This is a genomic window from Allobosea sp. GW822-FHT03F07, from assembly GCF_058801345.1.
The window spans coordinates 205,464-224,146 of record NZ_JBXAND010000004.1 but is presented as its reverse complement, the minus strand read 5'-3'; the positions used below and the strand labels follow the sequence as shown (position 1 = coordinate 224,146).

Sequence of the window (18,683 nt, the reverse complement as noted above, 5' to 3'; positions counted from 1 at the left end):
AACCAACCTTCAAGCTTCAGCCGTTGACCGGGCCGGCACTTCTGCGCCAAGCGAGCGGAAGATCGCCTCGGTCAGTTCCATATCCCGTAATCCCATCGAGCCCAGTGCCCGCGGCGGCTCGCTACCCGTCAGCGCATCGACGAAGCCGCGCGCCTGCAGTGCAAAAGACCAGCCAGTTCCGGTCTCGACCGCCATGGTGCGCTCTGCGGCGGCGGAATCGTCGAGCGTTACGCGACTGACCGCGCTTGTATCCATCGGCGAGGGAATTTCCACTGCGATCCTGCCCTTTTCGAACAGGAATTCGGCCCCTTCGAGCCAGCGACCGGCTTCGGTCTTGGTGATTTCCAGGACCACCGGCACGTCGCCGGCCATCAGCGTGGCGCTGATCATGTCCCCGCCCGAGGCGATTGCGGAACGGACAGCGATATCGTCGCCGAGGAATTGATGGATCAGATTGACGTCGTGGATCGCCGCATTGACGAACCAGGGATAGAGCCCGCTCCAGGCAGTGGGAAGCCAGTCGGGCGTGACGGGCCAGGTGTCGAAGCGGGTGGAGCGGCTTTCCAGCGGCCGCGCATGGGCCGGCACCGGATGGGCATAGGATTTCGAGAAGTCATAGAAGCGCGCGAAAAGAAGGCGCCCGAGCCTGCCTGACGCCATGGTCTCGCGCAGCAAGGCGCGCGCCCGCTCCACGCCGGGATCGTAGAGCTTCATGAAGCCCACGGCATAAATCAGGCCGCGCTGGCTGGCCGCCTCGACAAGGCGGCGCGCCTGCTCGGCGGTATGGGCCATCGGCTTTTCGGCGAGCACATGCTTGCCGGCCTCGAGTGCCGCCAGTGTCAACGGCCCTGTCGCCGGACGCGGCGCCGAGATCACCACCGCATCGATATCGGCTCGGGCAAGCATAGCGCGGTGGTCGGTCATCACCTCGCCCGCCCCGGCGAACGCCGCCAGCGCAGGGTGCAGAGACGCGCGCTCTTCCGCAATCGCCGTGATCTCGCAGCGCGAATCCGCCTGGTAGAACGGCAGATGCGCGATCTGCGAGATCATGCCGCCGCCCAGGAAACCGATCTTTACGGGAGCGTGCGGCATGAGTCCGGGCCCGTTCGAAAGAGCACCAGCGGCTGCGTCACGTCAGCTTCACAGACTGCATCGTCTTGATATTGAAGTAGCGCTCGTCGGTCATCGTATCCTTGAGCCGTCCATCCTTGAAGGCCGCCAGAAGGTCGCGGACAGCGTCCTCGATGGTCTTCTGCGGATACCAGCCGAGTTCGGCGCCGATCTTCTTGGACGAGACGCGGTAGGAGCGGTTGTCGTTCGTCGGCTCGACGACGAGTTCGATCTCGCCGCCATAAACGTTGTCCTGCTCGACGACGCGCTTGACCATCTGGGCCAGGCTGTTGACCGTCTCGTTGTCGCCGCCGGCATTGTAGATCTTGCCGTCGATCTTCTCCGACGGCGCCGACAACGCCAACTCATAGACCGAGCACATGTCATCGATATGGATGTTGGGCCGTGTCTGCTCGCCACCCAAGACCTTGATCTTGCGGTTGTTGACGGCGTGGTTGGTCAGGATGTTGACGATGACGTCGAGGCGCTGGCGCGGGCCGTAGCCGCAGACCGTGGCAGGCCGAATGGTGAGCGTGGTGAAACCCGGCTCGCGCTCTTCCTCGAGGATGTCCTCGCAGAGGGCCTTGAACTTGGAGTAGTCGGTCAACGGCTCCATCGAGAGATCCTCGGTGACCTCATCCTCCTCCTTGATGCCGTAGACGCTGGAGGACGACGCATAGATGAAGCGGTTGACGCCCGCCTTCTTGGCCGCCTTCACCAAGGGGCGGAAGCAGTCGTAGTTGATCGAGCGGCCGAGGTCCGGGTCGAGTTCATAGGACGGATCGTTCGAGATGCAGGCCAGGTGGATAACGCTGTCGCAGCCCGTCATCGCCTTGGCGACAGCATCTGCCGAGCGGATGTCGCCGACGACCTGAACCAGGTTGGGATGTCCGCGAACGCTGTCGAACACATCATGACCATAGAGGAACAGGTCGAGGACGGTGACCTTGTGGCCGAGCGCGAGCAGACGGGGCACAAGCACGCTGCCGACGTAACCTGCACCACCCGTGACCATGACACTGCGCGTTTCAGACATAGGTTTTCTCTTCGAATTAGATGGGAGCGGAGCGGACAAGCGGCCGGCCAAACGGGCACGCCGCCTTCAGGCGGCGTGCGCCTGCTTCCAGCCAAGATGAATGTCGAGCACGGCGTGGAGCACCGCAAGGTGACCGACCTCGACGAAGCCATATTCGAGATTGGCCAGATAGATGTTGATATCGCCACGCGACCGCAGCGGATTGTCCGGCTTGAAACCCGAGAACGTGAACAACGAACAGCCTTTCTGACGGGCGACATCGGCAGCATTGAGGATGTTCTGCGAACGCCCAGAGGAACTAATCGTGACAACGACGTCGCCCGCAACCGCGTGCCATTCGAGTTGCTTCGAGAAGACGTACTCGTAACCGTAGTCATTGCCCAAGCAGGTCAGTACGGCGCCATCATTCAACGCCGTCGAGCGAATGCCGCCATTCTTGGAGTAGTCGGTCGCCATATGGCTGCAGATGCCGGCCGAGCCGCCATTGCCAACAAAGAACACCCGGCGGCTGGACTGATGAGCGGCATACATGCGACGGCCCATCTCCTCGACGGCATCACCCATCACAAGAGCCGCGCCCGACGCATCACTGGCGTGACCGCTTTCGACAACCGACACGAGCTTGGCGACATAGTGCCCGAAACTATCCGATGCCATGATTACTCGATTCCCGTTTTGCGCGGTACGCGCGGGTATGGATAGCCATCCGGCCAGCAGCTTCGCAACGCACGCGACGCCCCGTCCCCAATTTTGGCATTGCTCTAACGTTAATAGCAGATGGCGGCAACCCTGCGCAGGTTAGTCATCAATCCAGCCATATGATCGACGGCAGCCATGGCCAACGAGGATCAAGCCTGTGGCCCGAGAAACTTGAACCAATCCTTCGTCGCTTCGGCGATGGTGTCGGTCGTCCAGACCGGCGCGTCCGCCCAGTGATCGATATTGTCCAGCATGATACGGACGCCCTGATCGAACGGCACCGAAGACTTCCAACCGAGCTCATCACGGATACGCGAAATGTCGGCAAAGGTGCAGTCCGGCTCGCCAGGCCGCTTGGGGATGTAGGCGATCTCCTTGGCGCCGAGCAGGCGAACCAAGGTGTTGATCGAATAGGTATCGCCACTGCCGACGTTGAAGATCTTGCCCTGATGCTCGGATTCGGCAGCGCGGACCACGGCATCGACGACATCTGTGACGAAGGTGAAATCGCGCGTCTGCTCGCCATCTCCGACGATCGTGACCGGCTTGCCGGCCTTCATCTGTGCTAGGAAGACACCGAACACGGCTCCATACGTTCCCGATGTCCTGGCGCGTGGGCCAAAGACGTTGAAGAAGCGCATCGACAGGGCCGGCAGTTTGTAGACCTGCGCCCAATGCAGAACGAGTTGCTCACCCAGCAACTTCGTCAGTGCGTAGGGATATTGCGGCCGAAGCTCTGCCGTCTCGGGCGTCGGCGAAACGTCGGGAATGCCATAGCAGCTCGACGAAGCCGCATAGATGAAACGGCGCGCCTTGTTCTTCACGGCCTGCTGCAGCACGTTGAAGGTGCCATCCACATTCGCCCTGAAATAGGCCTCCGGCGCGTTGATGGACGGCACGATGTCGGCCAAGGCGGCAAGATGGAAAATCCGGTCGGCGCCGTCGAACAGGCCTTCGATCGCAGCGGCATCGCCGATATCGGCCTGATGGACGCTTAGACGTCGATCATCCGCATGGTGGGCCAGGTTGCGCGGATTGCCGATCGCGAAATTGTCGATCACCCGGACGCGACGCCCGCCATCGCGCATCAGGCGATCGACGAGGTGGCTGCCAATGAAGCCGGCGCCCCCCGTGACGATGTCGAGCGGCATGCGGGCGGCCTCGGCGGCAGGCGGGATGGTCGTCATGTCGTCCTCGCGGCGATTTCGCTGATCGGCGTCCTCTTGGGCGAAAGGATGCGCGGGGTCAACCGTCTTGGTCGCGCGCAATCACCTTGCCAAAGGATCGAGGCTTTGATTGATAGCGACATGAATCCGAGCGCGCTGCGACGGTGGCCCGCGCTGCTTGAGCTGCCTTGACCGCCATGAGGCGATCGACAAGGCGGTAGTGCGCGGGGCAAGCCGGCAGCGCCTCCGGGCGTCGCACAGCCCCGCCGCATTCGCTTCAGCTCCCGCGGGCAACTCCCTCGGCATAGATAGAGAATCACGATGAAACGCCTCAGCATCGCGATGGCCACCCGCAATTCCGCACGCTATCTGCCGGATGCGCTGGCCAGCATCGCGACCTCGCTCGCGGATGCCGCCATCGAGACCGAAATCGTGCTGGCCGATGGCGGATCGACCGACGAGACGCTGGCCATCGCCGCGGCGCAACCTGGTCTGCGAATCGTCTCGCGCGCCGATTCCGGAATCTATGATGGCATGAACCGGGCTCTGGCCGAGGCGACCGGGGACTACGTCATCATCCTCAACAGTGACGACATGCTGCCGGCAACGGCGCTTCGCGAAGCGCTGAGCATGATCGAGCGCAGCCCCGACAGCGCTTTCATCAGCGGTCAGGCACTGTTTGGCAGCAGCTTTGAGGACGCGATCACACGCTCGCATCGCGCGCCCCTGTCGCCTGAAGGGGCCATGTTCGGCGTTCCTGCGATCAACGCCCGGGTTTTTCGCGGAGCGGCGTTGCGGGCGCTGGGGCCGATCCGGACGGACCTCGGGCTTGCTTCCGATCGCGAGTGGATGGCGCGGTTAGCGCAAAGCGGCGCGCGCGGCTGCGCCTTCAACGCACCGCTCTATCTTTACCGGGTCCATGCCGGCTCCCACACGATTTCGGGGGACCGCGAAGGCGCGCAGCGCGTCTATGAGGCGGAGCGCCGGCTCGCCGACAGGCTGATCGCCGACGCATCGACGGATGCCGCGTTGCGCCGGCTCGCCTGTGCGACCAAGGCATTGGCCCAGACGAAGCTCAGATTGACCGGAGCGAAGACCATTGGGCTGCTGGAGATCGCGCCGACCGATCTCGTACGCGCCCTGGCTCTGGCGCGTCGCTGGCGCGGGCGGCTGTCGGGCTTCTAGTCTGGTTTCCTCCACCAGTCCCGCAGATGCAGGCCAAGGCGGGGCTTGAGCAGGAATGATTTTGCGAGAGCGAGTGCAAAGCCAGCATAGCGGCCAGAGAAATATCGGGTCGATGCTCTCTCGACCGAGAGGTAGGCTGCGAGATTTCGGCGCAACCGCGGTTCCAGCCGTTCCGGAGCCCCCGGCGCGAGCCATTTGGCTTCGAGCCGCGCAATGGTTCGATCCAGCCGCTCCGGCGATGGGCGACCGCCGACCTGAACGCGGGCGCCGATGAGCGGCAGGACGCGAACGCACCCCCCGGCGCGCGCAAGCCGGAGGAACCAGTCGAGGTCCTCCAATCGCTCCAGCGCTTCATCGAAAAAACCGACCCGCTCGAAGGCGAGACTCGGAATCAAGGCCGTCGAGCCCGGGCCGAACCAGCAAGCGGATGCGAAATCGGCGAGATCGTCACTCTCGATCGGCATGCGCTCGCAGCTTGCGCCCGTTGCCATCTCGACCTGCGTGAAGCCGGTCATCACGCACGACAGGGGATTTCGAGCTGCTTCACGTTCAGCGAGAGCGAGTTGCGCTGCGAGCTTGCCCGGCAGCCAGAGATCGTCGGAATCCAGCAGGGCGATCCAGGGTGCCGTGGCCGCGCGCACGCCACGATTGCGGGCGGCAGCCGCCCCCCCATTCGGCTCCTGCCGGATGAGCCGAATCCGCTCGTCACCCGCCATGTGCGGCGGCAAGACAAAAGGGTCAGGCGAGCCGTCGTCGACGATAATGATTTCGAAGGAAACGCCACTCTGCGCCAGCGCTGAAGCAACAGCCGCCTCGCCAGAATACTGACGCTGATAGACGGGAATGACGATCGAAACCTGCTTATCCATCACTCGAGGGCTTTGCCGAAAACACGCAAGAAATTCAAGCGGATCGCCGCTAGCTAGCCTGTAACATCCTTGTTTGAGCGGCCGCTCATCGACGCAAGGGGACGAACGTCCTGCGGAGACGACAGAGCTAACGCCTGTCACCCAGGGGTTGGTCGTCGCAGCCTGATTGGACGTCCGCTACCCGATGGCCGGATCGACCCCAGACCGGCGCCCTCAAGCGCGATTGGCAAGGAACCACTGATAGGTCTGGGCAATACCGTCCCTCAGCCCGATCTTCGGCGCCCAACCCATGCCCCTCAGGCGATCGGCGCTCATCAATTTGCGCGGCGTGCCGTCGGGCTTGCTCGTGTCCCTGACGATCTCGCCCGTGAAACCGACGACCTCGCACACCGCCTCGGCCAGTTCGAGGATCGTCACATCCTCTCCCGAACCGATGTTGACGTGCTCGAAGCCGGAATAATGCTTCAGAAGATGGACGAGCCCATCGGCGCAGTCGTCGACATGCAGGAACTCGCGCCGCGGCGTGCCCGTGCCCCAGATCGTGATCTGCCTGTCGCCACGCTGCTTGGCCTCATGCGCCTTGCGCAACAGCGCCGGCATGACATGGCTGGACTGAAGGTCGAAATTGTCGTCCGGGCCATAGAGATTGGTCGGCATGGCCGAGATGTAGTCGCAGCCATATTGCTTGCGATAGGATTGGGCGAGCTTGATGCCGGCGATCTTGGCGATCGCATACCATTCATTGGTCGGCTCGAGCGGCCCCGTCAGCAGCGAATCCTCCTGGATCGGCTGCGGCGCGAGCTTCGGATAGATGCAGCTCGAACCGAGGAAAAGCAGTTTGCCGACGCCGGCCTGCCGCGAGGCTTCGACGATATTCGCCTCGATCATCAGGTTCTGATAGAGGAAATCGGCCGGGAAGGTGTCGTTGGCGAGGATGCCCCCGACCTTGGCGGCCGCCACGATGACCACGTCCGGCTTGTTCTTGCTTAGCCAACTCTCGGTCTGATCCTGACGCAACAGATCGACATCGCTGCGGCCGGCCGCAACGATCTCGCACGCTTCGCTCTGCAGGCGACGCACCAGCGCCGCCCCCACCATGCCGCGATGCCCTGCGACCCAGACGCGCTTGCCCGTCAGATCGAAGTTCACCTCACTGGCCAACACGGCGACGTTCCCACTCCACCACCTTCAGATCGGACGCCACCATCTCCTCGCAGAGCTGCTGCCATCGGGTATCGTGCTTCCAGCCGAGTTTGGTGTGCGCCTTGGTCGGGTCGCCAACCAGGATTTCCACCTCGGTCGGGCGGAAATAGCGCGGGTCGATCTCGATCAGGACCTTGCCGGTCCGGGCGTCGAGGCCCTTCTCATCGACGCCTTGGCCCTGCCAGGCGACGTCGATGCCGATCTGCTTGAAACCGTGACTGACGAAATCGCGGACCATGGTGGTCTCGCCTGTCGCGAGAACGTAATCGTCGGGCTCGTCCTGCTGCAGCATCAGCCACATGCCGCGGACATACTCCCGGGCATGGCCCCAGTCGCGCTTGGCGTCGAGATTGCCGAGATAGAGCCTGTCCTGATAGCCCAGATGCATCGCAGCAATGGCCCGCGTGATCTTGCGGGTAACGAAGGTCTCGCCGCGCAACGGGCTCTCGTGGTTGAAGAGGATTCCGTTGGAGGCGTGCATGCCGTAGGCCTCGCGGTAGTTCACCACGATCCAATAGGCATAGAGCTTGGCGGCCGCATAAGGACTGCGCGGATAGAACGGCGTCTTCTCGCTCTGCGGGATCTCCTGGACCTTGCCATAGAGTTCCGAAGTCGAGGCCTGGTAGAAGCGCGTCTTCTTCGTCAGGCCGAGCAGTCGGATGGCCTCGAGCAGGCGCAGCGTGCCGGTGGCATCGGCGTTCGAGGTGTATTCCGGGGTCTCGAACGAGACCTGCACATGGCTCTGCGCCGCGAGGTTATAGATCTCGTCAGGCTGCACCTCCTGGACAATGCGGATCAGATTCGTCGAATCCGTCATATCGCCATAGTGAAGGATGAAGCGCTGATCCTTCTCGTGCGGGTCCTGATAGAGATGTTCGATGCGCCCTGTATTGAAGGATGACGACCGTCGCTTGATACCGTGGACGACGTAGCCCTTGTCGAGCAGCAGCTCGGAGAGATAGGCGCCGTCCTGTCCGGTTACGCCCGTGACGAGCGCAACTTTACCAACCCCCGACTTTTCCATGCCGCTCTCCAGTTACGGCGCATCAGCCTGATCAAATTCAGCGCACTACGCCTGATTGATCCGGCGCAACTGATGCAGCAGCGCGCAAATCACATATCCTGCGGCGGGAGGCAATTGTTCAAACCCATCATCAGTCAGTGGGTCATATCCGCCGCGAGGACAGACCAAGAGATCGACTTCCGCTCGTCGTCGCAGACGAGAAATGGCCTCACCGAGCAGATCTGCAGTCATATTCAACATCCCCGGCCCGAATGCTCGGGAGACGGATGCCCCTCTCGCATTGCATTGCCGTTCAAGCTGCTGAAGCCGTCAACTTGGTGAAATCCGAGCCTCACACGCGCTTGTTCTTCACCGCTCGGCTGATTATTCACCGCTCAGCGGAAGCGGCCCAGATGTTCACGCCGCCCTCGCCGGCATGCTTGTCGATGAGCTGCAATTCCTCGGCGCTGAAATCCGGGCGCTTCAACGCAGCGACGCAGTCCTCGACCTGCTCGGGGTTGCTCGCGCCGATCAGTGCGGAGGTGACGCGGCCGCCGCGCAGCACCCAGGCGATCGCCATCTGGGCAAGGCTCTGGCCGCGCCCGGCCGCGATCTCGTTGAGCGCGGCGATGCGCCCGAGGTTGTCGTCGCTGAGGAAGCCGTCGCGGAAGGAAGGCGCCTTCCTGGCTGCGCGACTGCCCTCCGGCACGCCGCCAAGATATTTCGAGGTCAGCATGCCCTGGGCCAGAGGCGAGAAGACGATCGAGCCGATACCCTCCTGGTCGAGCGTATCGAGCAGGCCGTCCTCCTCGATCCAGCGGTTGATCATCGAATAGCTCGGCTGGTGGATCAGGCAGGGCGTGCCGAGATTGCGCAGGATCGCCGCCGCCTCGCGGGTGCGCCTCGAATTGTAGGAGGACAGCCCGACATAGAGCGCCTTGCCCTGGCGAACAGCCGAATCGAGCGCGGCCATCGTCTCCTCGAGCGGCGTCTCGGGGTCGAAGCGGTGCGAATAGAAGATGTCGACATAGTCCAGCTTCATCCGCTTCAGGCTCTGATCGAGGCTCGAGAGCAGGTATTTGCGGCTGCCCCATTCGCCATAGGGGCCGGGCCACATCCGGTAGCCGGCCTTGGTCGAGATCACCATCTCGTCGCGATGGCCCGCAAAATCCCGGCGCAGAATCTCCCCGAACGCCGTCTCGGCTGAGCCGGGCGGCGGGCCGTAATTGTTGGCGAGATCGAAATGAGTGATGCCGAGGTCGAAGGCGGTGCGGCAGATGCGGCGACCGACATCGGGCGCGGTCGTCTCGCCGAAATTGTGCCAGAGGCCGAGCGAAAGGGCCGGAAGCTTGAGGCCGCTGCGACCGCAGCGGTTGTAGATCATCTGGTCGTATCGGGTTGCGCTCGGCATGGGCTTTACGTCCGCTCCCTCGGATCGATCCTTGTTGAACGATGTTAGCGCGCCGCCAGGCCGACCGCACCCGCCATGGTGCAGCGCCGAATCTCGCGAAAGGCGCTTGTGCGCCTGGCGCATTCGTGCTGACCACGCGCGGCGCCCGAACCACGCGCCTGCCACCATTCCCGAGCCGGACCGGAGTCTTGCCATGTACCCCAACGGCGTTCGCGGCGTCGGCATCACGGCGGGACAACCCGCCAGCGATCTCTCGGACCTGCCGGCGCTGCTCGACCGGGTCGAGCGGCTCGGCGTCGATACGGTCGAACTCCCGACCTGCGCGATGGATCTGGTCGTGGGCGGGCGGATCAGGCGGCCGCATCTCGACCTGTTGAAGCGTGCCTGCGCCGGGCGCGCCTTCGGCTACAGCGTCCATGGCCCGCTGGTGATTAATTTCTTCGACGAGCCGGCCCGGCTGCCACGCCATTTCGACGTCCTGAAAGCTTCACTCGAGATCGCCGGCGAGATCGGCGCGATCCATTACGTGATGCACTCCGGAGTGATGCCGGTCCAGCCGGCCGAGGTGATCGAGGTCGCCTATGGCCGCCAGCGCGAATGGCTGGCGAAGGCCGGCGACGTCGCACGGGACTGCGGCGTGCTACTCTGCGTCGAAACCATGTTCGGCGACCACCATGGCAGGACGCACGCCTCGCTGCCGTCGCGGCTGGCAAGCGAGATCGCGGCTATCGGGCATTCGCATGTCTGGGCGACGCTCGATTTCAGCCATGCCTTCCTGAGGCTCGGCTATCTCGGCGGCGACTATCTCGCCGAGGTCTCGGCGCTGGCGCCCTTTGCCAAGCACCTCCACATGCATGATTCCTTCGGATTGCCGGACGCGTTCGAGACGGTCTTTCCGAGCGAGAAGTTCGCCTTCGGCCATGGCGACCTGCATCTGCCGGTCGGTTGGGGCGGGATTCCATGGGACGCGCTGATGGAACGCTGCACCTTCCCCGACGGCGTGCTGTTCAACATCGAGCTCAATCCGCGGCTGTGGTACGCGGTCGACGAGTGCCTCGCCGCGACGCGGGCACTCGCCCGCAAGGCGCATATCGCGACGACGCGGCAAAATACCTGATACGCCTCTTCAGAACGCGACGCCGTGCCCGGCCAGCTCCGCGCGCAGGTCGATCGGCTCGACGAAATGCACCGCCTTCATGCCGACCCCGCGCGCGGCCTCGATGTTCCTGGCGCTATCGTCGACGAAGATGCAGTCGGGAGCGACCAGCCCGTAGCGCTGCAGCAGGATTTCGTAAATCGCGGGATCGGGCTTGATGACGCGCTCATGGGCCGAGACGACGACGCCGTCGAAGCTCTGCAGGAAGGGGAAGCGGATCAGGCATTCCGCCCATTTCTCGCGTGAGAAATTGGTGATGGCGTAGACCTTGTCGCCGCGCCGCTTGAGTTCGTCCAGCACGGCGACGCTGTCCTCGATGATGCCGGGCACGGTTTCGTGCCAGCGCTCGTCATAGGCCCTGATCTGGCTTTCCCATTCCGGGTGGCTGGCGACGAGCAGGGCCACCGCCTCCTCCCAGCTTCGGCCGCGATCCTGTTCCAGGTTCCAGGCGGCGGTGCAGACATTGCGCATGAACCAGGCGCGCTTCTCGTCATCGGGGATCATGTCGCGGTAGAGCAGCGTCGGGTCCCAGCGGATCAGGACATTGCCGACATCGAAAACGACGGTAGGCGTATTGGCAGGCATGGCGGGTTCCATTGGCTGGAGGCGGCTGCAGGACGTGCGTTCACGCCCTTGTGTGTGCGATTGCGAGACACAGATGCGAACTCTCGCGTATCCGATGGGATGAATGCAACGGCGGAGAGCGGCATGAGCCGATGGTTGGCGAGCCCATGGTGGCCTTGGCTGGACCGGCAGGGGCGGTTCTCGGGCCTGCGCGCGACGGCCTTCGCGCTCGTCCTGCTGCCGGCGCTGATCCTCGCCGCCGAGGCCTGGATGGGTCAGCTCGGTTCGAAGCCCTGGACACGGGCCGTGCACGATACCGGCACCTGGGCGATCCGGCTGCTGCTCGTCACGCTCGCGATCTCGCCGGCGCGGCGCATCTTCGACTGGGGCAAGCTGCTAGGAATCCGGCGGATGCTCGGGCTTTCCGTCCTCGCCTATGCGCTGGGGCATCTCGCGCTCTACTGCATCGACCTCGCCTTCGACTGGGGGCTGATCGCCTCCGAGATCGTGAAGCGCTTCTATCTCGTCGTCGGCATCACCGCGCTGACGGGGCTGGTCGCGCTCGGCGTGACCTCGACCGACGGCATGATCCGACGAATGGGAGCGCAGAACTGGCAGCGCCTGCACAACCTCGTCTATCCGATCACGATGCTCGGCCTGCTGCATTTCGCCCTGCAGTCGAAGATCGACGTGACGCAGCCCGTGCTGATGAGTGGTCTCTTCGCCCTGCTGATGGCCTATCGCGGGCTGGACAAGCTCAAGATTCCCCCGACCGCTCCCGTCCTGGCCGCAACCGCGCTGGCGACCGGGCTTGCAACGGCGCTCTGCGAGACGGCCTGGTATGCGTTTGCGACCGGCGCTTCGGCCTGGCTGGTGTTCCAGTCCAATGCCGACATCGTGGTCTATCAGGACCTCGCCTCGCTGCGCCCGGGGCACTGGGTCGCGCTCGCCGGACTCGTGATCGCCCTCGGCCGCGTGCTGCGCCGGCCGAAGCCGCGACAGGGGCGCCGAGCGCAGGCCGGTACGCCTGCGAGCGCCACGCCCTGACAAAATTCGGCCAAAGATCTGCAGCGGCCGCAATCGCGGTTGGCAGGCCTGATCATAGGTTCTAACCCTATGGCATGCCTGATGATCCGCATGCGCAGCCGACAGCCGATGTAGCCCAAGCCGAGCTTGTTGCTGAGGGCCTAGCACCGGCGCAGGAGCCCTATTCTGCCTTCGCGCCGCTGCGCCAGCCGATCTTCCGCGCCGTCTGGATCGCAAGCCTCGCCTCGAATTTCGGCGGCCTCGTGCAGATGGTCGGCGCATCCTGGCTGATGACCTCGCTCTCCAACTCGCCTGAGATGGTCGCGCTCGTTCAGGCCTCGACGACGCTGCCGGTGATGATCTTCTCGCTCGCAGCGGGCGCGATCGCCGACAATTACGACCGGCGCCGCATCCTGCTGACGGCCCAGGGCTTCATGCTCGGCGTCTCGATCCTGCTCGCGATCTTCGCCTGGCAGGGGCTGCTCTCGCCCTGGCTCCTGCTCGGTTTCACCTTCCTGATCGGCTGCGGCAACGCGCTCAACAACCCGGCCTGGCAGTCCTCGGTCGGCGACATGGTGCCGCGCCGGGATGTGCCGGCCGCCGTCACGCTGAACAGCGTCGCCTTCAACATCGCCCGCAGCGTCGGGCCCGCGATCGGCGGCGCCATCGTCGCCGCCGCCGGCGCGGTCGCCGCGTTCGTGGTCAACACTTTCAGCTATATCAGCCTGCTCGTCGTGCTGGCGCGCTGGCAGCCGCCGCGGATCGAGCGCCTGCTGCCGCGCGAGACCCTGCTGATCGCGATGGGCGCCGGCGTGCGCTATGTCGCGATGTCCCCGAACATCCGCAGCGTCATCCTGCGCGCCTTCGCCTTCGGCTTTGGCGGCATCGTCGCGCTCGCGCTGCTGCCGCTGATCGCGCGCGACCTCATCAAGGGCGGCCCGCTGGTCTTCGGCGTGCTGCTCGGCGCCTTCGGAGCCGGCGCGGTCGTCGGTGCCTTCATGAGCGCGCGCTTGCGCCGGATGCTGACGACCGAGGCGCTGGTGCGCGCGACCTTCGCGGCCTATGCGACGGCGGCGGCGCTGATCGGCGTCAGCACGACGATGTGGCTGACCATGCCAGCGCTGGCCGTCGCGGGCGCCTGCTGGGTGCTGACGCTCTCGACCTTCAACGCAACGGTGCAGCTTTCGGCCCCGCGCTGGGTCGTCGGCCGAGCGCTGGCGATCTACCAGATGGCCGCTTTCGGCGGGATGGCGTCGGGAAGCTGGGCCTGGGGCTATGCGACGCTGCATCTGGGTGCGCAGCAGGCCCTCCTGCTCTCCGCCTTCGCCCTTCTCGCCGGCGCGGGCCTCGGCCTGCGCTACGTCCTGCCGCCACTGGAGGCTCTCAATCTCGATCCGCTGAGCCGCTGGCGCGAACCCAAGGTCGCCGTCGACATCGAGCCGCGCAGCGGGCCGGTCATCGTCACGATCGAATGGCTGATCCGCGAGGAGGATGTCGTCGAGTTCCTCAAGGCGATGGCGGAGCGCCGGCGCATCCGCCGCCGCGACGGCGCGCGCCACTGGACGCTGCTGCGCGATCTGACCGACGCCGAACTCTGGGTCGAGCGCTATGACAGCCCGACCTGGGTCGAATATGTCCGGCAGGCGCAGCGGGTGACCCAGGCCGACGCGGAGATCAGCGACCGCGTCAGAGCCTTGCACAAGGGACCGAACCCGCCGGTCGTGCACCGGATGATCGAACGCGAGACGGCGACCCTGCCGCGCGGCCTGCCCGCCCAGCACCCGCATCCGCCCGAGCCGATCGGGCACAATGGCTGAACCGCCTATGCCGGCCGCAGCAGCCCGTCGGGCAGGCGATCGGGCTCATATGTCCCCGGACGGGACCAGAGCGCGGCCTTGACGAGGCCCGCGGCCAGCAGACCGCCCGGGACGAGCGGCCAGACGACCTTGCCGATCGGCACCTGCCCGAACAGCGCCAGCACCAGCATCACAACGACCGGGACAGCGATCACCAGCGAGCATGCGAGCAAGACCTTGTGCCTGATCGGCGAGACGCCGCTGCGGAAGGCGATACGGGCCCGGTCCTGAGGGCCGAGGCGGCGATGCAGTTCCGTGAGAAAGGCGACGAACACCCGGTTCTGCTCGGGTGAGATCTGGCCGTCGGGGGTGTGCGAATAGACGAAGAGCGGCCAGCCTCGCACGAAATCGAGCTGGGCGATCGCTGACAGATGCGGGGCCGGCGAGGTCATCTGGATGCGGATGGACCGCAGGCCCGAATAGGGCCGCAGTCCCGAGCGTCCGTCGAGCGCGTAGTCGATGCCCTCGTCGGACAGCATGAGCGTCGTCGGCGTCCGCTTCAGGAACGAACCATCGCGCCTGACGCAGAGGTCGAAGCGCGCCTCATTTCGAGCCGACGGCACGGGTTCCATGCCGATACTGTGCTGAACCCGGCGAAAAACCGCAAGGATGCGGGAGTAATCCCTCAGCCGTAGATCCAGAGGCCCGCCATGCCGAAGAGCCCGACCACGATGCGCCACCAGGCGAAGAGCGCGAAGCCGCGCTTCGAGACGAAGTCGAGGAAGCTGCGGACGACGATCAGCGCCGAGACAAAGGCACAGACGAAGCCGACGACGATCAGCGTCATGTCATCGAAGGACAGCGTCTTGTAGCTCTTGAGCAGGTCGTAGGCGAAGGCGCCGGCCATGGTCGGCATGGCCAGGAAGAAGGAGAACTCGGCCGCCGCGCGCTTGCTGGCGCCGAGCAGCATGGCGCCGACGATCGTCGAGCCCGAGCGCGACACGCCGGGGATCATCGCCAGACACTGGATCAGGCCGATCTTGAAATACATCGGCAGCGGGAACGCCGTGGCGTCGGTGTGCTTCTCCTGGAGCTCCAGCTCGTCGACCACCATCAGGACGAGCCCGCCCGCGATCAGCGTGCAGCAGACGATGAAGGGGTTGAACAGCACGCCCTTGATGAAGCCGTGGAGCACGGCGCCGATCAGCGCCGCCGGCAGGAAGGCGACGAGGACGCCGATGACGAAGCGCCGCGCGGACGGGTCGCTCGGTATCCTGAGCGCGATGTCGAGCAGGCGGCGGAAATAGACCAGCGTGATCGCCAGGATCGCACCGAGCTGGACCAGAACCTCGAAGGACTTTCCGTTCGATTCGAAGCCGAGGAAATGCCCGAGCAGCAGGAGATGCCCGGTCGAGGATACCGGCAGGAACTCAGTCAAGCCCTCGACGATGCCGAGGATGATCGCTTCGATCAGATTTTCCATGCGTGGACTTTCCTCGTCAGGATTCGCCTCGCGCGACTCAAGGCTTTTTTGCAGTGCGGCATCATTAAGCCGCCGGTCTGGATAAACCCAGCCCTTTGCAAATTGGTTACCAAATCCCGAACCGGATCGCGGGAATCGCCTTCAATGCACCGCGCCGGGTTGTGACGCCCCCCAACCGGCTTTATAGCGGGCGCCCTGCGCATATCGGGATGCGTTTCGTCCTTCCGGCCCCGCTTCGGCCGCAGCTGCCTGTTTCATGAGTGCCATGGCGACCCTGCATCATTATCCGCTATGCCCGCATTCGCGCTTCATCCGGCTCGTGCTCGGCGAATACGGGCTCGAGGCCGGGCTGGTCGAGGAGCGCGTCTGGGAACGCCGGCGCGAGTTCCTCGAACTCAACCCGGCCGGCACGACGCCGGTGTTCCGCGAGGAGAACGGGCTGTCCGTCCCGGGCGCGGGGCCGATCGCCGAATATCTCGACGAGACGCGCGGCCTTGCCCTGGCCGAGCGGCGCCTGCTGCCGGAAGGGCCGGGCGAGCGCGTCGAGGTCCGTCGTCTGCTCGACTGGTTCAACCTCAAGTTCAACGAGGAGATCACCGCCCCGCTCGTGCTGGAGAAGGTGATGAAGCGGTTCATGGCGCGCGACGAGGGCGGTGGCCCTCCGGAAATGAGCGCGATCCGCGCCGCGCGCGCCAATGTGCGCTATCATCTGCGTTATATCGCCTGGCTCACGGCCAAGCGGAACTGGCTGGCAGGCTCGGAACTGAGCTATGCCGATCTCGCCGCGGCGGCGCATCTCTCCTGCGTCGACTATCTCGGCGACGTGCCTTGGGAAGAGGACGAGGCGGCGCGCGCATGGTATGCGAGGATCAAGTCGAGGCCGAGCTTCCGACCCCTGCTGAGCGACCGGGTGCCGGGCATGGCGCCGAGCGCCCATTACGACAACCTGGACTTTTGAAGGCCGGGCGGCGCTCCAAGAGCGAGCGGCTCAAGCAGGCGGTCGTCGCGCGCGCCCTCGCCGAGGGCTTCTCGGTCGCCCGCGTCGCCCCCATCGACGCCATTCCGGATGCTCCGGCCCGGCTCGCCGCCTGGCTGGCCGAAGGCCGCCATGGCGATATGGGCTGGATGGAAGAGCGTACCGCGGAGCGCAGCAACCCGCGCCTGCTCTGGGGCGAGGCCCGCTCCGTCGTGATGCTCGGCATGAGCTATGCCCCCGACAGCGATCCGCTCGCGACCCTCGGCCAACCCGACAAGGCCGCGATCTCGCTCTACGCCCGCCGGCGCGACTATCACGACGTCATCAAGGGCAAGCTGAAGAGCGTCGCCGCGCTGCTCGCGGCGCAGGGCGGCGTCGACGTGAAGGTCTTCGTCGACACGGCACCCGTGATGGAAAAGCCGCTGGCGCAAGCGGCCGGCCTTGGCTGGCAGGGCAAGCACTCCGTGCTGGTCTCGCGCGAGCACGGCTCCTGGCTCTTCCTCGGCGCGATCTACACCACCGCCGAGTTGCCGCCCGATGCGCCCGAGACCGATCATTGCGGCTCGTGCCGGCGCTGCCTCGACATCTGCCCGACCGATGCCTTTCCCACGCCCTACCAGCTCGATTCGCGCCGCTGCATCGCCTATCTGACGATCGAACATCAGGGCCATATCGACGAAGGCCTTCGCGCCGGCATCGGCAACCGCGTCTTCGGCTGCGACGACTGCCTCGCCGTCTGTCCGTGGAACAAGTTCGCGGAAGCGGCCCGGGAAACGCGCCTGTCCCTGCGCGACGGGCTCGATGCCTTGCCGCTGGCCGATCTGGCTGCCCTCGATGATGCCGCCTTCCGCACGCTCTTCGCGGGCACGCCGGTCAAGCGCACGGGACGCAGCCGTTTCCTGCGCAACGTCCTGATCGCGATCGGCAACAGCGGTCGGCCCGAACTGGCGGACAGTGCCGCCGACCTCATCGCCGACGCCTCGCCACTGATTCGCGCCATGGCGGCCTGGGCCCTGATCCGGCTTTCCCCCGCCCAGGCCCGCGCGCTTGCACCCGCTGCGCTCACCGTCGAAAACGATCCGGATGTCCGCCGCGAATGGTCGGCGCTCTCGTCCGAACCGGAAGCTGTCCCATGAATCTCGTCATCCTCGGCCTCGGTTACTCGGCCGGCTTCTTCGCTCGTGAAGCGCTGAACAGGGGCTGGGAGGTGACGGGAACGGTGCGCACGGCCGAGAAGGCGACGCGGCTCAGCCGCGATGGCATCCGGACGCTGGTGTTCGACGGCTTTGCGGTATCCTCCTTCCTCGCAAAGGCGATCGCGGCGGCAGACGCCGTGCTCGTATCGGTACAGCCGGGAGAAGCCGGCGACCCGGCGCTCGCATGCCTCGCCAAGGACCTCGCGACCGCGCCGGAGCTGCGCTGGATCGGCTATCTCTCGACCATCGGCGTCTATGGCGACCATGGCGGCGCCTGGATCGACGAAACCACCGCGCCGCGACCGAGCTTTCGCTCGCAAGTGCGGCTCGCGATCGAGCAGGACTGGCTGGCGCTGGGAGAGCGCAGCGGCAAGGCGGTGCAGATCTTCCGGCTGTCGGGCATCTACGGGCCGGGCCGCAACCCGATCGTCAAGCTCCGGCAAGGCAAGGCGACGCGGCTGATCAAGCCCGGCCAGGTCTTCAACCGCATCCATGTTGACGATATCGCCGGCGTGCTGATGGCCTCGCTGGAGAGGCCGCGCCAGGGCGCGATCTATAACGTCACGGATGACGAGCCGGCCCCGCCGCAGGATGTGGTGGCCCTCGCCGCGCATCTCGCCGGGCTGGAGGCGCCAGCCGAGACGCCGTTCGATCCCACGAAGCTCTCGCCGATGGCGGCTGCCTTCTATGGCGAGAACAGGCGCGTCTCGAATGCGCTGGTGAAGCGCGAGCTCGATTATGGCTTCCGCTACCCGACCTATCGCGAGGCACTTCCCGTGCTGCTGGCGGGCGGTGACTAAAGGC

General features: G+C 65.1%; 19 protein-coding genes. 7 read left to right on the top strand and 12 right to left on the bottom strand.

The window, feature by feature from the left end; translation table 11 throughout:
- Positions 1–9: 9 nt before the first annotated feature.
- From AC1RMY_RS14860 to AC1RMY_RS14845, 4 genes are all read right to left on the bottom strand, one after another.
- A complete protein-coding gene (locus AC1RMY_RS14860) occupies positions 10–1,092 on the bottom strand; it encodes a Gfo/Idh/MocA family protein (RefSeq protein ID WP_492865691.1) in 1,083 nt (360 codons plus the stop codon).
- A gap of 37 nt (positions 1,093–1,129) precedes the next feature.
- A complete protein-coding gene (locus AC1RMY_RS14855; protein WP_492865689.1) occupies positions 1,130–2,146 on the bottom strand; it encodes an NAD-dependent epimerase/dehydratase family protein in 1,017 nt (338 codons plus the stop codon).
- A gap of 66 nt (positions 2,147–2,212) precedes the next feature.
- Positions 2,213–2,803, bottom strand: a complete 591-nt coding sequence (locus AC1RMY_RS14850) for an SIS domain-containing protein (RefSeq protein WP_492865687.1) — start codon at positions 2,801–2,803, stop codon at positions 2,213–2,215.
- A 191-nt stretch (positions 2,804–2,994) separates the two neighbouring features.
- Entirely contained in the window at positions 2,995–4,032 is a 1,038-nt protein-coding gene (locus tag AC1RMY_RS14845) for an SDR family oxidoreductase (RefSeq protein ID WP_492865685.1), read from the bottom strand.
- A gap of 300 nt (positions 4,033–4,332) precedes the next feature.
- On the opposite strand from AC1RMY_RS14845, the gene AC1RMY_RS14840 reads away from it, so the two are divergent.
- Positions 4,333–5,196, top strand: a complete 864-nt coding sequence (locus AC1RMY_RS14840) for a glycosyltransferase (RefSeq protein WP_492865684.1) — start codon at positions 4,333–4,335, stop codon at positions 5,194–5,196.
- On the opposite strand, the gene AC1RMY_RS14835 is transcribed toward AC1RMY_RS14840, so the two are convergent.
- From AC1RMY_RS14835 to mgrA, 5 genes are all read right to left on the bottom strand, one after another.
- Positions 5,193–6,065 carry a glycosyltransferase family 2 protein gene (locus AC1RMY_RS14835; RefSeq protein ID WP_492865682.1) on the bottom strand — a complete coding sequence of 291 codons (873 nt, stop codon included), beginning with the start codon at positions 6,063–6,065 and terminating at the stop codon, positions 5,193–5,195. The genes AC1RMY_RS14840 and AC1RMY_RS14835 overlap by 4 nt on opposite strands.
- A gap of 213 nt (positions 6,066–6,278) precedes the next feature.
- The gene (fcl, locus tag AC1RMY_RS14830) at positions 6,279–7,214 is read right to left on the bottom strand and encodes a GDP-L-fucose synthase (RefSeq protein ID WP_492865680.1); all 936 of its coding nucleotides are present in this window, start codon (positions 7,212–7,214) and stop codon (positions 6,279–6,281) included.
- A gap of 1 nt (position 7,215) precedes the next feature.
- Positions 7,216–8,292: a GDP-mannose 4,6-dehydratase gene (gmd, locus tag AC1RMY_RS14825; protein ID WP_492865678.1), complete on the bottom strand. Its 1,077-nt coding sequence runs from the start codon at positions 8,290–8,292 to the stop codon at positions 7,216–7,218.
- Positions 8,293–8,337: 45 nt separating this feature from the next.
- Positions 8,338–8,523, bottom strand: coding sequence for a hypothetical protein (locus AC1RMY_RS14820; RefSeq protein WP_492865677.1), 186 nt, complete (start codon positions 8,521–8,523; stop codon positions 8,338–8,340).
- 136 nt (positions 8,524–8,659) lie between these two features.
- Entirely contained in the window at positions 8,660–9,682 is a 1,023-nt protein-coding gene (mgrA, locus tag AC1RMY_RS14815; RefSeq protein WP_492865676.1) for an L-glyceraldehyde 3-phosphate reductase, read from the bottom strand.
- 193 nt (positions 9,683–9,875) lie between these two features.
- Here mgrA and AC1RMY_RS14810 point away from each other — a divergent pair, with 193 nt between their 5' ends.
- Positions 9,876–10,799 carry a sugar phosphate isomerase/epimerase family protein gene (locus AC1RMY_RS14810; RefSeq protein WP_492865674.1) on the top strand — a complete coding sequence of 308 codons (924 nt, stop codon included), beginning with the start codon at positions 9,876–9,878 and terminating at the stop codon, positions 10,797–10,799.
- Positions 10,800–10,808: 9 nt separating this feature from the next.
- On the opposite strand, the gene AC1RMY_RS14805 is transcribed toward AC1RMY_RS14810, so the two are convergent.
- Positions 10,809–11,423 carry an HAD family hydrolase gene (locus AC1RMY_RS14805; protein WP_492865672.1) on the bottom strand — a complete coding sequence of 205 codons (615 nt, stop codon included), beginning with the start codon at positions 11,421–11,423 and terminating at the stop codon, positions 10,809–10,811.
- Between the two features lie 123 nt (positions 11,424–11,546).
- Between AC1RMY_RS14805 and msrQ the strand changes: the two genes are divergently transcribed.
- Together msrQ and AC1RMY_RS14795 are read left to right on the top strand one after the other, a co-directional pair.
- A complete protein-coding gene (gene msrQ, locus AC1RMY_RS14800; RefSeq protein ID WP_492865670.1) occupies positions 11,547–12,449 on the top strand; it encodes a protein-methionine-sulfoxide reductase heme-binding subunit MsrQ in 903 nt (300 codons plus the stop codon).
- Between the two features lie 74 nt (positions 12,450–12,523).
- Positions 12,524–14,245, top strand: coding sequence for an MFS transporter (locus tag AC1RMY_RS14795; protein ID WP_492865668.1), 1,722 nt, complete (start codon positions 12,524–12,526; stop codon positions 14,243–14,245).
- A 5-nt stretch (positions 14,246–14,250) separates the two neighbouring features.
- On the opposite strand, the gene AC1RMY_RS14790 is transcribed toward AC1RMY_RS14795, so the two are convergent.
- Both AC1RMY_RS14790 and AC1RMY_RS14785 read right to left on the bottom strand, forming a co-directional pair.
- The gene (locus AC1RMY_RS14790; protein ID WP_492865666.1) at positions 14,251–14,856 is read right to left on the bottom strand and encodes a hypothetical protein; all 606 of its coding nucleotides are present in this window, start codon (positions 14,854–14,856) and stop codon (positions 14,251–14,253) included.
- 53 nt (positions 14,857–14,909) lie between these two features.
- Complete coding sequence (locus AC1RMY_RS14785; RefSeq protein ID WP_492865664.1) at positions 14,910–15,707, bottom strand: undecaprenyl-diphosphate phosphatase; 798 nt, start codon at positions 15,705–15,707, stop codon at positions 14,910–14,912.
- 265 nt (positions 15,708–15,972) lie between these two features.
- On the opposite strand from AC1RMY_RS14785, the gene AC1RMY_RS14780 reads away from it, so the two are divergent.
- From AC1RMY_RS14780 to AC1RMY_RS14770, 3 genes are read left to right on the top strand one after another with little or no spacing between them, the layout of a single operon-like run.
- Positions 15,973–16,665, top strand: a complete 693-nt coding sequence (locus tag AC1RMY_RS14780; protein ID WP_492865981.1) for a glutathione S-transferase family protein — start codon at positions 15,973–15,975, stop codon at positions 16,663–16,665.
- A complete protein-coding gene (gene queG, locus AC1RMY_RS14775) occupies positions 16,662–17,819 on the top strand; it encodes a tRNA epoxyqueuosine(34) reductase QueG (RefSeq protein WP_492865662.1) in 1,158 nt (385 codons plus the stop codon). The genes AC1RMY_RS14780 and queG overlap by 4 nt, the downstream gene beginning before the upstream one ends.
- On the top strand, positions 17,816–18,679 hold the full coding sequence (locus AC1RMY_RS14770; RefSeq protein ID WP_492865660.1) for an SDR family oxidoreductase: 864 nt from the start codon (positions 17,816–17,818) through the stop codon (positions 18,677–18,679). The genes queG and AC1RMY_RS14770 overlap by 4 nt, the downstream gene beginning before the upstream one ends.
- Positions 18,680–18,683 lie beyond the last annotated feature (4 nt).